Source organism: Acinetobacter sp. CIP 101966 (assembly GCF_000369725.1).
In the GTDB taxonomy this organism is placed as follows: Bacteria; Pseudomonadota; Gammaproteobacteria; order Pseudomonadales; family Moraxellaceae; genus Acinetobacter; species Acinetobacter lwoffii_Q.
The window spans coordinates 411,798-425,355 of sequence record NZ_KB850159.1; the positions used below are offsets into that span (position 1 = coordinate 411,798).

At 40.5% G+C, this 13,558-nt stretch carries 11 protein-coding genes and 2 pseudogenes; 4 read left to right on the forward strand and 9 right to left on the reverse strand.

What is annotated here, in order from left to right; translation table 11 throughout:
* Positions 1-79: 79 nt before the first annotated feature.
* Positions 80-247: pseudogene (locus tag F891_RS04870) on the forward strand (DAK2 domain-containing protein); the annotation flags it as partial.
* Positions 248-361: 114 nt separating this feature from the next.
* Here the strand turns inward: F891_RS04870 and F891_RS04875 are convergent.
* A complete protein-coding gene (locus F891_RS04875; RefSeq protein ID WP_005104674.1) occupies positions 362-1,636 on the reverse strand; it encodes a glutaminase in 1,275 nt (424 codons plus the stop codon).
* 300 nt (positions 1,637-1,936) lie between these two features.
* Here F891_RS04875 and F891_RS04880 point away from each other — a divergent pair, with 300 nt between their 5' ends.
* Positions 1,937-3,088 carry an IS4-like element ISAbe18 family transposase gene (locus F891_RS04880; protein ID WP_004646736.1) on the forward strand — a complete coding sequence of 384 codons (1,152 nt, stop codon included), beginning with the start codon at positions 1,937-1,939 and terminating at the stop codon, positions 3,086-3,088.
* Positions 3,089-3,137: 49 nt separating this feature from the next.
* Here F891_RS04880 and F891_RS04885 read toward each other — a convergent pair whose 3' ends face one another.
* Together F891_RS04885 and F891_RS04890 are read right to left on the reverse strand one after the other, a co-directional pair.
* The gene (locus F891_RS04885) at positions 3,138-3,944 is read right to left on the reverse strand and encodes an SDR family oxidoreductase (RefSeq protein WP_005104675.1); all 807 of its coding nucleotides are present in this window, start codon (positions 3,942-3,944) and stop codon (positions 3,138-3,140) included.
* Positions 3,945-3,964: 20 nt separating this feature from the next.
* The gene (locus F891_RS04890) at positions 3,965-4,636 is read right to left on the reverse strand and encodes a hypothetical protein (protein ID WP_005262406.1); all 672 of its coding nucleotides are present in this window, start codon (positions 4,634-4,636) and stop codon (positions 3,965-3,967) included.
* A 176-nt stretch (positions 4,637-4,812) separates the two neighbouring features.
* On the opposite strand from F891_RS04890, the gene F891_RS04895 reads away from it, so the two are divergent.
* A complete protein-coding gene (locus tag F891_RS04895) occupies positions 4,813-7,707 on the forward strand; it encodes a valine--tRNA ligase (RefSeq protein ID WP_004279390.1) in 2,895 nt (964 codons plus the stop codon).
* Between the two features lie 47 nt (positions 7,708-7,754).
* Here F891_RS04895 and F891_RS04900 read toward each other — a convergent pair whose 3' ends face one another.
* Positions 7,755-8,222, reverse strand: coding sequence for a hypothetical protein (locus tag F891_RS04900; RefSeq protein WP_034439198.1), 468 nt, complete (start codon positions 8,220-8,222; stop codon positions 7,755-7,757).
* Between F891_RS04900 and F891_RS17290 the strand changes: the two genes are divergently transcribed.
* Positions 8,221-9,043 (forward strand): IS5 family transposase gene (locus tag F891_RS17290; RefSeq protein WP_085064288.1). Its coding sequence is split into 2 segments (ribosomal slippage): positions 8,221-8,601 and positions 8,603-9,043, totalling 822 coding nucleotides; the frame shifts between segments, so codons are not numbered across the junction. The two genes, F891_RS04900 and F891_RS17290, sit on opposite strands and share 2 nt — an antisense overlap.
* A gap of 17 nt (positions 9,044-9,060) precedes the next feature.
* Here the strand turns inward: F891_RS17290 and F891_RS04915 are convergent.
* The 5 genes and pseudogenes from F891_RS04915 to F891_RS04935 form a co-directional block, all read right to left on the reverse strand.
* Complete coding sequence (locus tag F891_RS04915) at positions 9,061-9,768, reverse strand: hypothetical protein (protein ID WP_005262409.1); 708 nt, start codon at positions 9,766-9,768, stop codon at positions 9,061-9,063.
* 228 nt (positions 9,769-9,996) lie between these two features.
* A pseudogene (locus F891_RS04920) lies at positions 9,997-10,187 on the reverse strand (endonuclease domain-containing protein); the annotation flags it as partial.
* Between the two features lie 55 nt (positions 10,188-10,242).
* Positions 10,243-11,433, reverse strand: a complete 1,191-nt coding sequence (locus F891_RS04925) for a hypothetical protein (protein WP_004279387.1) — start codon at positions 11,431-11,433, stop codon at positions 10,243-10,245.
* A gap of 95 nt (positions 11,434-11,528) precedes the next feature.
* Positions 11,529-12,569: a coiled-coil domain-containing protein gene (locus tag F891_RS04930; protein ID WP_004279386.1), complete on the reverse strand. Its 1,041-nt coding sequence runs from the start codon at positions 12,567-12,569 to the stop codon at positions 11,529-11,531.
* A 143-nt stretch (positions 12,570-12,712) separates the two neighbouring features.
* Complete coding sequence (locus F891_RS04935; RefSeq protein ID WP_005104680.1) at positions 12,713-13,399, reverse strand: carbonic anhydrase; 687 nt, start codon at positions 13,397-13,399, stop codon at positions 12,713-12,715.
* Positions 13,400-13,558: the final 159 nt, after the last annotated feature.

Genomic DNA, 13,558 nt, shown 5'->3' on the forward strand with positions numbered 1-13,558 from the left:
ATTTACGGAATTAGGTCGACCACTTACCCAAGTTACGCCTTAAATTTGGCTCAATTAGGGGCGCTTTGCATTTCAAATCTTTGTGCAACAAAGCCCGGCTGCGGTAAAAGGTGCGGAATCGACCAAAGATATCGTGGCACGTATGGGACGTGCCGGAACTGTCGGTGACCGTAGCTTGGGCTATCCGGATGCAGGTGCACATGGCTTAAGTGTAATCTTTACAGATATTGCAGAACATATTAAATAAATCGTTCATTAAAAAAGCCTCGAATCATCGGGGCTTTTTTATATTTCATTTCCTCTACTGAGCAAGTTTTAAAGCGCAAGTAATGAAAGGCATACTCATTCCTATGGATGTGGCTTAATGAAACTTGTCCAAATAGCGCTCTAGTTCTTCTGTCACTACTACCCGCTTATTGCCTTTCACCTGTTCCTCACTCAATACACCTTCTGAATCAATGACCACCACTTTGTGTCCAGCTGCTTGTAAACGTTTGACCCCTTCAAATAACATACGTGCACCCACATCATGAATCAGAGTCAAATTGGTCAGGTCTATGACTATACGTGTTTTAGCGTCTGGCTCATCCTGCAAGATCCGCAGCAACATTTCCGACTCGGTAAATTGCAACACGCCGCGCAGCTCATACACGACAATGTCATTGTTCTTACCTGCCATATAACGACTTTGCAAAATGGTCTGTGCCGATGGCGTCCCTTCCATCAGATGCAAGCCCATGTCCCGCGACAAACGCTCGAAGATATCCACACCACGCACACTATGCCCATGCTCATCAATTTTAGGAGAAAAAACTACAATTCCCACTTGCCCAGGCAATACCCCGATAATTCCGCCAGATACACCACTTTTGGCAGGAATTCCGACCGTCGTCAGCCAGTCACCCGCCGCATCATACATGCCACAGGTCATCATCACGCTGAGCACTTGACGTACTACATCACGTTCTAACAACTGTTTGCCAGTTTTGGCCTGAACACCGCCATTGGCGAGCACACTGCAGATATTTGCCAGATCTTTGACCGTCACTTTAATCGCACATTGCTTGATATATCCATTTACGATTTCCACAGGATCCGAATCCAGCACACCTACAGTTCGCAGCATGTAACCAATCGACAGGTTCCGGAATGCAGTTTTGACTTCAGACTTATACACCTGCTTGTCGAATTCCAGTTGACGGCCTGCCAGCTCACTTAAAAAACGGCGCAAGCATTCCGCACGTGAAATGCCTTTTTGTACCGGAATCAAAGAATGCGTGGTGATCGCACCCGAGTTAATCATTGGATTTTTCGGAAGATTGGTTTCTTTATCCAGTGAAATCTGATTAAAAGCCTCCCCTGAAGGTTCAACGCCGACCTTTTCCAGTACTGCTGAAATTCCCAAATGCTGCAATGCCAAGGCATAGGCAAAAGGCTTGGACATCGACTGCATGGTAAATTCGGTTTCATCATCCCCCGTGGAATAAATCGTGCCATCCACCGTGGTCAGCGCTAAGGCGAACTTGTTTGGATCTACCGCTGCCAGTTCAGGGATATAGTCAGCCAAAGCGCCCTGATCATTATCATGACAGACCGTTAATACATGCTGGAGATAATCGGGCACCGGGGTTTTCATCGAATGAGCTTATTCCAGTTGGCTGTTATTTTTAATTAACATACCGGCTTTTGGCTTAAGTACCAGAGTGAAAAGGTAATTTTCTGCATATCCATGTTATCGGCTGCATTCCCTTTATGGGCAATTCTCCAGAAATGAATTGCATTTTTAAGTATTGTTATTTTTATTGATGTTTTAAGAGACATAAAAAAGGGCGCTCCTGCCACTGCTGTCCCATAGTTTGCTTTAAATGAAAAAACCTGAGTCCTAACAGTTAAAATATGAGTGCAAACAAACACTTTAACGACCAGGATTCAGGTTTTGTCACATCAGAATACCGTATTTCATGAGCTAATTAAACCTGTTGTGCGACAGGATTTTGAACAACTTGCTAAAGTACACCATGTTGGACAGAAATTTAGAGCGGCTTCCCGGTGGGATCAGTTTATTGCCATATTGATGTCTCAATTCTCTTGTAGACAAAGTCTGAGAGATATTCAATCCAATTTGGAGTGCCAACAGGAAAAGCTAAGTCATCTCGGAGCAAAGTCTATTCCCCGAAGCACGCTGGCACGAATCAATGAGCAGCAGCCTGCTGCCTTGTATCAACAGCTATTTTACAAGTTGCTTAAATACTATGAACACTCAAAAGTAGCTCATAAATTTCGCTTTAAGAATCCCTTGTATTCCTTGGATGCCAGTCATATTGACCTGTCGCTTTCCTTATGTGAATGGGCCAAAGTTCACGACTCAAAAGCCAGCATGAAACTCAGCATAGGATTGAATCACAGCAATGATATTCCTGAGTTTGTTGCAGTTGAAAATGGCAAAGAAAATGACATGGTACAAGGCCGCAAATTCCAGTTTCCTGCTGGCAGCATTGTAGTTTTTGATAAAGGCTATGTCGATTACCAATGGTATGCAAATCTGACTGCTCAAAACATTGGATTTGTCACACGTTTTAGGCCTAAATCTGTGTATCAGGTGATCCAGCAACATCCAGTGCTTGAATCCAAAGGTATTCTAAAAGATGAAACCATTCAGCTGAATAGCGCACATGCCCTAAAAAGAAAAGCCCCAGTGTTAAGAAGAATTGAATATAGAGATCAGCAAAGTGGCAAGCACTTTAGCTTTCTCAGCAATAACTTTCATTTAGCCGCCTCCACCATTGCGGCGATTTATAAAGATCGTTGGAAAGTTGAGCTGTTCTTTAAGGCGATTAAGCAGAATCTCAAATTAAAAGCGTTTCTAGGCCGCAGCAGGAACGCAATTCAGACACAAATCTGGATTGCGATGATCGCCTATTTATTGGTGAGTTTCGCTCAACATTTAGGGAAAACAGGTTGGACAGTTCAACGTTTACTCAGAATAATTCAAGTGAATTTGTTTGAAAGAAGAACTTTAAAAGCTTTATTTTCACCCGATAAAATACCCATAAAACAAGAGGAAGCTCAAATGAGCTTCCTCTTGTGAAAAATTGTGGGACAGCAATGGCGCTACTGCCCTTTTTACTCTGGATGATTTATTTTACTTTGGTTTTACGGATCATCTTGTACAGAACTTTTGGTGAAATACGCGAAACCAGCACACCAAGTTTTTCTTTCTTGCCACCAATCACAATATATTCTTCGCCGTTCTGCAAAGCCTGTACAGTCTGAACCGCAAAATCTTCTGCGGACAGCCCATTTTCAATCGCTTCATCCGGATGTCCTTGCGGTTTTCCTTCACCGTTTAAGGCGTTCAGGGACACATTGGTTTGAACAAAACCGGGGAAAATCACCGATACGCCAATCCCCTGATCTGCCACTTCAGCACGCAGGCTGTTGGCCCACATATGAATTGCTGCTTTGGCTGCGGAATAAGACGCGCGATATTGTGTACCGAGCAAACCTGCAACACTGGAAATAAACACAATACGGCCGGATTTTTGTGCCAGAAAAGTTGGCAGTACGGTTTTGGTCAAAAATACCTGCGAGAAATAATCGACTTCCATAATGGCGCGTTCAGTCTGCATGGTGGTGTCCTGAATCAGGGCACGTTGACTGAGTCCTGCATTATTAATCAGCCAGTCAATCCGGCCTTTTTGTTGCAAAACCTGTTCATAGGCATGACGAACCTGGCTTTCATCCGTGATATCGGCAATGACTGAAATATGCTGATCTGGATTAGTGAGACTTTGGCGAACATTTTCCAGTTCTTCATGCCGACGTGCAGTCAGTACCACCTGTGCCCCAAGTGCAGCACATTGCTGGGCAATCGCCTTGCCAATCCCTGAAGATGCGCCGGTAATCCAGACCACTTTTCCATTTAAGTCTTCAACTTTCGCCATGAAATCCTCTTTCCCTTGTTTTAATGAATATGGTACGGCATTTCATCTTCCAGAAATGCCAGCAAATGCTCAAAATAATAACTCATCGTATCGGCATCATAGATGCTACCGAGCTTGTCAAAACGTTTATAGCCTAACTGGGTGGTTAAATGAATCACCCCATTCAAGGTTTTATCGACCACCACATTAAATTTCAACATTTTTTTCGGTTCCCGGATCAGATGCGTCACCCCTTGATCGACCACCTGGGTAAAGGCTTTTAAAGCGGGTGATACATACTGGTGATTACCATTTTTCATCTGATCAACACAGCCGAGCAGTTCCATCACCAGCAATTTTTCCACTGGATATCGAACGAAGGCATCACCTTGATGCTCATAGGTCATGCGATGCAAATAGTTCACCATGGGCATCAGCCGCTCATTGCCAAACAATGAAACCGACCACGGCATATATTTACGGGTGTTATGCATAATCTGCTGAATTACTTTTTCGGACTCACTGTCCGGTGAATTGGCCAGCTGCACCACCTGACCAAAAATCTGGTCAATAATTTCACAGGCCATATCGGCCAGATTTTCACCTAAGGATCTGGCAAGACTGTCTCGCTCGCCGGCATTTAATCTGGAATGGAGGTCTTTAAAGCGCTGATGAGTTTCAGGTTGAAGCTTCAGGGAAATGCTATAGCTCATCTTATTATCCTTTTTGATATGCTGCGATGAGTCGCGTTTTTTTATCGTTCTATCATACGATGAGTTCAGCTTACTGCCAATTGCTTAAAGTTTGCTTTTGGTTAAGCTGCCGCAGCTGCCATTTTTTTTTGCTACAATAGATGCAATTTTTTATCCACTTTTGATCTGTTCGAACTATGACTGATTCAGCGCAAAATATTGCTACAACTTACGATCCGACCGAGATCGAGAAAAAATGGTACCAAACTTGGGAAGAGCGTGGTTACTTTAAGCCGTCTGAAAAAGGCGAATCTTTCTGTATCATGATTCCGCCACCAAACGTCACGGGTAGCCTGCATATGGGTCATGGTTTTAACAATGCCATCATGGATGCCTTAACCCGTTTTAACCGTATGTCAGGTAAAAATACTTTATGGCAACCGGGTACTGACCACGCAGGTATTGCAACGCAAATGGTGGTAGAGCGTCAGTTGGGTGCGCAAGGGGTTAGCCGTCATGACCTGGGTCGTGAAAAGTTCATCGAAAAAGTCTGGGAATGGAAAGAACAGTCTGGCGGTAACATTACCCGTCAAATTCGTCGCCTAGGTTCTTCGGTTGACTGGTCACGTGAACGCTTCACCATGGATGATGGTTTATCAAACGCGGTAAAAGAAGTGTTTGTAAAACTGCACGAAGAAGGTCTGATCTACCGCGGCAAACGTTTGGTGAACTGGGATCCAAAATTACAAACTGCGCTGTCTGACTTAGAAGTTGAGTCTGATAAAGAAGAAGCAGGTTCATTGTGGCACTTTAAATACTTCTTTGAAGATAAATCACTACGCACGCACGATGGTAAAGATCACATCGTTGTGGCAACCACTCGTCCTGAAACACTACTTGGTGATACAGCTGTTGCCGTTGCGCTTGATGATGAACGCTATGCAGATTTGGTGGGTAAAAATATTATCCTGCCAATTACCGGTCGTGCGGTTCCTATCGTTAAAGACGAATATGTCGATAAAGAATTCGGTACAGGCTGTGTAAAAATCACCCCTGCACACGACTTCAATGACTATGAAGTGGGTAAACGTTGCGAATTGCCAATCATCAATATCTTCAACAAAAATGCTGAAGTGTTGGCTGAGTTTGAATACATCGCGAAAGCCGGCGAGCAAATTTCTAAAACCATTCCTGCGCCTAGTGAATATGTTGGTTTAGAGCGTTTTGAAGCACGTAAGAAGATTGTTGAACAAGCGGAAGCTGAAGGCTGGTTAGACCAGATCCAACCATATACGCTGAAACCACCTCGCGGTGACCGTTCAGGCGTGATTGTTGAACCTCTACTCACAGACCAATGGTATGTGAAGATTGCGCCGCTAGCGAAACCTGCCATTGAAGCGGTTAAAGACGGTCGTATCAAGTTCGTTCCTGAGCAGTACAGCAACATGTATATGGCTTGGATGAACAACATCCAAGACTGGTGTATCTCGCGTCAATTGTGGTGGGGTCACCGTATCCCTGCTTGGTACGATGCGGAAGGTAATGTTTATGTAGGTCGTGATGAAGCGGAAGTTCGCGCGAAAAACAACATCCCTGCCGATGTTCAATTGAACCAAGATGAAGACGTACTGGATACATGGTTCTCTTCAGGTCTCTGGACATTCTCAACCTTAGGTTGGACTGGCGACGAAGCAAAAGACAAAGCCAACTACTTCTTGAATACATTCCACCCAACAGATGTACTGGTGACAGGTTTTGACATCATCTTCTTCTGGGTTGCCCGCATGATCATGCTGACCATGCACTTCATGAAGAATGAAGATGGTACGCCACAAGTGCCATTTAAAACTGTGTACGTTCACGGTTTGGTACGTGATGGCGAAGGTCAGAAGATGTCTAAATCTAAAGGTAACGTGCTTGACCCATTAGACTTGATTGACGGTGTGGATCTTGAAACACTGGTACAAAAACGTACCACGGGTTTGATGAACCCGAAACAGGCAGCGAAGATTGAAAAATCAACGCGTAAAGAATTCCCTGAAGGTATTCAATCTTACGGTACGGATGCAGTTCGTTTCACATTCTGCGCGCTTGCAAACACCGGTCGTGACATTAAGTTCGATATGAAACGTGTTGAAGGTTACCGTAACTTTGCCAACAAAATCTGGAACGCAACGCGTTTCGTGATGATGAATGTCGAAGGTCAAACGGTTGGTCAAACGGCTCGTCCTGATCTTTGGGAATTGCCTGAACAGTGGATCGTCAGCCGTCTACAAAAAGCGACTGCTGCGGTACAAACTGCATTTGCAACCTATCGTTTAGACCTGGCTGCGCAAGCGATTTACGAATTCATCTGGAATGAATACTGTGACTGGTATGTCGAACTGACTAAGCCTGTTCTGAATGATGAAAACGTATCTGAAGAGCGTAAAGCTGAAGTACGTCGTGTATTGCTTGCGGTGATGGAAGCGTCTTTACGTTTGGCTCATCCGTTGATGCCTTATCTGACTGAAGAAATCTGGCAAACGCTTGCGCCTAAACTTGGTATCGCTGGCGAAACCATCATGCTTGCGCAGTACCCAACTGCTGACGAAGCATTGATTAATGACCAGGCTGAAGCAGATATGCAATGGCTGCAAGGTTTGATTGGTGCGGTACGTAACATCCGTGGTGAGATGGGCTTAGGTAATGCACGCTTGTTGCCTGTTCTACTTCAAAACACAACGGATGCTGAAAAAGCGCAGATTGCACGTATTGAACCGTTGTTCAAAGCATTGGCAAAAGTTGAAAGCATTACCTTCTTGGCTGATGCTGAACAACCACCATTGTCTTCTTCATCTGTTGTGGGTCACGTGTCTGTATTCGTTCCAATGAAGGGCTTAATTGATCCTAAAGCGGAATTGGGTCGTCTGCAAAAAGACTTGGACAAGGTTCAAAAACAGCATGACCAAATTGCGACTAAACTTTCGAATGAAGGTTTTGTGGCAAAAGCACCTGCGGCTGTAGTTGAAGGCGAGAAAGTGAAACTTGCTGAGTTTGCTGATCAGTTAGCGAAGATTAAAGCGAATATGGAGCAGATTGCAGCGCTTTAATGCTGTAATTTGATTCAAAAAATCCCCTCAAATGAGGGGATTTTTATTTACTCTTCTTCCCAATCAAAATCCTCATCCTCCCAATTGATATAAGAAGAATCATCTAAATAACGAGTAAAAGTGAATTCATTTAAATTTTCATAAAAATGAATTAATTTATTTACTTCTCGATCGACTATATTTTCTTGCTCTAATGTTAATTTTGGCAAATGTATATCATGACGACCACTTTCGGCTGCAAAAATATTACCCTGATCATATATTGCTTCTGTCTTGTAATTACCTTGAGCTAAATCATGACCAAAATAATGAGCAAATTTTTGCCATTTCCATGCTTCAATCAAATCATTCTCTTTTAATTTTTTGATTTCATCGAATCCATCACAGACGATTCGATCAAATATATCTCTTAGGCATTCTTCATTACCACGCTTTGCTAATTCCAATTCTATATCTGATGGATAATTTGAATAGACCTCTTGCGAAAGTAAAAACTGCCTCAATATAGATTTCATGAAATATCAGAAATTAAATCGTTTTTCAGATTCTGAATTCCAGCGCTTGGTTGGTGTACCTCGAGCAGTTTTTAGTGAAATGGTCGAAGTTTTAAAAGAAGCAGAATCACTTAAAAAGAAATTAGGGCGTCCTCATACTTTAGCTATAGAGGATCAATTATTATTAACACTCAATTACTTACGGAGCTACAACACCCAATTGGAATTGGCGGCAAATTACCATATCGCTGAAAGTAATGTGAATCGAACTATTAAAAAGGTTGAAGATGCATTAATGAAATCAAGACGTTTTACCCTGCCAAAACGAAGCATTACCACAGCAGACGAACAATTTAACTGGGTAATTATTGATGCGACAGAATGTTTAATAGAACGCCCGAAAAAAAAATCAGAGTAAGTTCTACAGTGGTAAAAAGAAGAAACATACGTTAAAAGCCCAAGTGATCTATCATCCGAAGAGCAAACAAATCATAGGAGTAGATATATCGTCTGGCAGTCAGCATGATATTAAATTGGCAAGAAAAACAGTTAAGAAATTCAAACATTGTGACTATGTTATGACCGATTTAGGGTACTATGGGTTAGAGCAAGATGGCTTTAAATTATTGATGCCAATAAAGAAAAAGAAGAATTTACCCTTATTTGATGCTGAGAAAAATTACAATAAAATGATTGGAAAAATACGAGTTGTAATCGAACATATTAACAGTCAATTGAAAAGATTTAGAATACTAAGTGAACGCTATCGAAATAGACGGAAAAGATTCGGTTTACGCATTAACTTAATCGCTGCACTGGTAAACCGGATGAACTTGCAATAACGACTTTCGCAAGAGATCTAATGACTATAGTCATACATATCTTCATCAAAATCGTCGTCATCAACGTAATGATCATTATCTCCAAATTGATAAAGTTCTAGCTGAGCAGGAAAACTTCCTAAATGAGCAGCAATTTTTAAATACTTTATATAGTTATCTTTATATTCATTATTACGTTCTTTTTCTTTAATAAAATTATCTAAGCCTGCTTTCCAAGTTGGACTAATTTCTTTACCTTGCAAATATCTATGATAAAGATAATTCATATCTTTATTCTGCTCATCAAAATCACTTTCACAATCACTATAAAATTGTGCAATCAAATATGGATAAATAGAAACCTGAGGGAACTCTATAAAGGTTTTTTTCAGCCGTTCTAAAACATTGTCATGCAGTGAATCATCATCCAAAGCATGTCTAACAAGCTGACTCATTTCCTCATTTGTTAAATATAAAAAATGATAATTTGAAAGATGCTTTTGAAAAAAAGGTGCTAGCGCAATTGAGACGTTTAATTCCTCACAGCGATTTTCAAATAACTCTCCATCCAACTGGTCATCGATTGAATCTGTAAAAATTGGGTAAGAACTTAGTTTTAAACTATTAAAAGTTTTAAATCCAAAAAGTGCTGCAACTATTTCATTTATATAAGAACGTTTAATCTCAATATCATGAAATTTAGTAGTTTGCTGTATTTCAAAAGCTAATGCGCTGATCGTAGACATGTTTATCCTTAAAGTTGTTTCTTAGAATCAAATTTGGACACACGTTTAAACTTTTGAATCTAATAGTGAAACAAAATAAAGAAAACATTAAGAAGAATAGACTATTCAATATAAAAATAGATTTTTGTCTTTTTTTACTCGTGTGTAAGTAAGGTGGACACCTATATTTGATAATAGCAATCAAAATTTAAAAATCAAGTTTTTTATGATTTCTCAATTTTACTTACTCTCAAACTCAATCACCAAACCAATTTCATGGCAGTAAAATCCACAATATAAGGTTTGATCACATGCTGACGGCGAAATTTAAGATTCATAAATCGCTTGGCACGTAGAATTTGCCATATCAGATGTTCTGCATCGGTGGCGGTGTGGCGCATGGATTTGGCGAATTCTAATAATTGAGGATCTATTTTCATTGTTATTTTAAAAGAGCATCATAGCTTTATGATGCTTTGGTTAAAAAAATTAAGTTTAGAATGAGTCAAATGACCAGCTAAATGCCCTATTTTTAAGTAAAATTTTAAAATAATCAAAATCCTTATAATCATTTAAACACTGTTCATCTCGTAATATTTTTTTTTGAATTTCGTTCAAATCACGTTGGTATTTTTTAGCCAAATCCACAGGTTTAAAGGTCTGTTTATAGAAACCTGAACTCTCCCAATCAAATGAGTAAATAATATTATCTACCTCAAACTGCAATTGCTCAATTTGCTCTTCTAACAATAGATTATAAGATTTTAAATGTTCATTTGCGATTTTAACTGCTTGTTTTTGATCACCTTGCTCTGTATAAGCACGTAACTTTAATAGAGCTAGTAAATCTTTTTCCTCTAGCGCCGTATTGGCTTGCTGTAATAATTCAGTTTTTTCAATGCGTTTTTGCTCATCTCGCTCACGGTCAGGATGGATCACTGAGGCAATTTTTAAATAGATACTTTTTAATGACTGCCCTGCCATTTTTTTTGCATCTTCAAGTTGCATTTGCTTCTTTAAAATTTTCTTTTTCTCTTTTTCGGCAAACTTTTGATATTCTTCACGCTCACGATCATTCAGTTGATTTTGAATAAAATCGGCTTCTTCTCGATCAAATTTGGCTTTTACTTTTTGCATAAATTCTTCAAGATTTTCGAGATCAAAATCAAAGTCAATCCAGTCTTCAGACACACCTAATTGATCTGCAAGAATTCCCTTCATCACTTGTTTCTGCATCATTTCATCAGCATCATGCTCTGGATGAGAATAATTCTCTGCTTGCGATGTAACCGTCTGAAAATTAGAGCTCTCTTCTAAAAGGTTATAATATTTAGCAATGACTATCGCCAATTCATGTTGCTGTTCAGACAGATTAGGATTATCTAAGAGCAGACTCGCTAAAATCGAAATTTTTTCATCTAAACGCTGTAAATGGGTTTTAGCAAATTTATGCGATTGTTTATATTGCCAAAGTACTTCTAATTGACTAAATAAAACTTGATGCCATTTGCTATATAATGGCAATAGTTCTGCACTTGCATCCTGCTGTACTTTTTGTTGTGCTTGTTGCCACTCTAACAAAGATGCTTGAAGTTTCTCAATTTTTAAAATCAGACGATTAAACTTCTTTTGTTGTGGGGATAAATTTCCAGTTTCTTGATATAAGCTTAAATCTAAAATGCTCATTACTTTGTTTCAATACAAATGCTATTCAACTCATTATTTTAACATAACGAATACCTAAGACCGTTGGTTTAGAGAGTAAAAAACTTTTTACTTCATTAAATCCCATGCCTTAAAAACATCTCCAAGCCGCTCACCTTTTTGATATACATCAAGCGTTCTTTTTCGACTTTAATCTGCTGTTTAATGGCTGAAGTATCTTCATCAATCTGCTTATACAGGTCAGCAATTTGAACTTTCCCTTTCGCCTTTTTCACGGCAATTCTGGTTTTCGATGACCAGACCAATCTATGGATCAAGGTATCGATCTGTTCTTGTAATTTCCGGCTTTGTGCATCCAAAGCCAATTGATAGAATCTTAGTTGCTCCGCACTTAAACCTTTTTGTGAAATATCCTGATCTTGCTCGATCTGCAGTTGCATTTTCAGTAACGTAAACAGGTCTTGTTCTGCATAAGCCTCATTGGCACGTTGCAATAATTCAGTTTTCTTGATTTTTTTGACATCATTCACTTCACGGTCAGGGTGAATGATGGCAGCAATTTTTAAATAAACGGTTTTCAATGACTGCTCTGCCATCGCTGCTGCCTGCTCCTGTTTTTCCTGCTGGCGTTTTAATCTGGCTTGCTCACGTGCCTGCTGAAAATGATCTGATTCCCATTCTTCAAATACTTCTGCATCTGCAAGATCTGAGGGATTCTCATTCTTAAAGAATATTTCCAGTTCATTTATTTTCTTTTGGCTTTTTCTGAACTGGGCATGCTCGGCACGTTGCTGATAGTAAGTGAAAATTTCATTCACTTTATGGGCTTGTTGCACCGACATTGCCTGAGAGTCTTTTAGATAATTTGCAAGGTATTGAATCTTTTCATCCAGCACCACCAGTTCTGCCTTGGAAAATGTAGTTTCCTGCAGGTGCTTCCAGAGCTGTTCCAGCTGCTTGAACAGTACACCATGCAATTCATGGTAGACCGGCATAAATGTTTTATGGGTATATTGTTGCAGCTCTTCTTCAGCCTGTTGCCATTGGTGTAATTCCTGTTTCTGTTGCTCGATTTTATCAATCAGATGATCCAGCTTCTTCTGCTGTGGCGAAAGCGCTGTAAATGGCTGAATCATGGTTTTCAAGTCAAAGAGCATGGCAGCGGAAAGACCAATAGGAAATACTATCTATAGTAATTCTTTCAGCTTTCGCCACATAGTTCTTTTCAACCGGCCCTTTCGAAATTTGTATCAGAATTAAAAAAAGCAGACCAAAGTCTGCTTTTTCGCTCTCATATTGATTATTCCAGCACTACACGGCCATTCAAGGACTGCACCGGACGGTTATTTGGGTGTCCCATCAGTTTGGCAAATTCCGAAATCTGCTTGGCAGAAGCCTGCTGAATATCCTTCAGGATCAGCCAGCGTACGCCTTCAGAACAAGGCGGTGTGGTCAGCGAGCCGCTAAAGCGATAATAATCCAGATTCTTAGGCAACATCTGATTCACCGCTTGTGGCGTTTTCAAAACCACTTTTTCACCCTGTTTTTTTGGTAGGCGACTCCACATGCGTTTGAGCATCTGACTTTCCTGTCCCTGTTCAAACATCATCCCCACCACAGCCAGCTCACCTTTGGCATTGGAATGGACAAAATGGATTTCCAGTGGATAGCTTTTACCCTTGATCAGGTTTTCACTCGGGCTGTGCAAATGAAACTGCTTCAGTACAAAGGTATCGCCATCCAGTTGCAATTCACCACCTTGCGCAAAATCCACCTGAACAGTATGACCTTTATTTTCGATCGCATGAATCATGGTGTTATAGCTGAACTTGAGCGGTTCCAGTTCTGCTTTCACTGTTCGCTCAATATTGATTGGCGACTGGTTCAGACCGTTACAGGCCGAATATTTCTGGCTCAAAGTCGACCATTGCTCAGGCTGAGTATAATCCCACTCCGTATCTGCCCAGACCGCTGTACTTAAACCCATAACCGTTAAAAGCGTGAATATTTTTTTCACAATACATCCCTTATTGGAAGTCAAAATCACAATTTCTAATTTAAAAACAGTTTATTAACCTGGTGTAATCACTCTATTTTTCAGGCCACAAACTACAGATGTTTATAGAAATGAAGTGATTTGCTTACA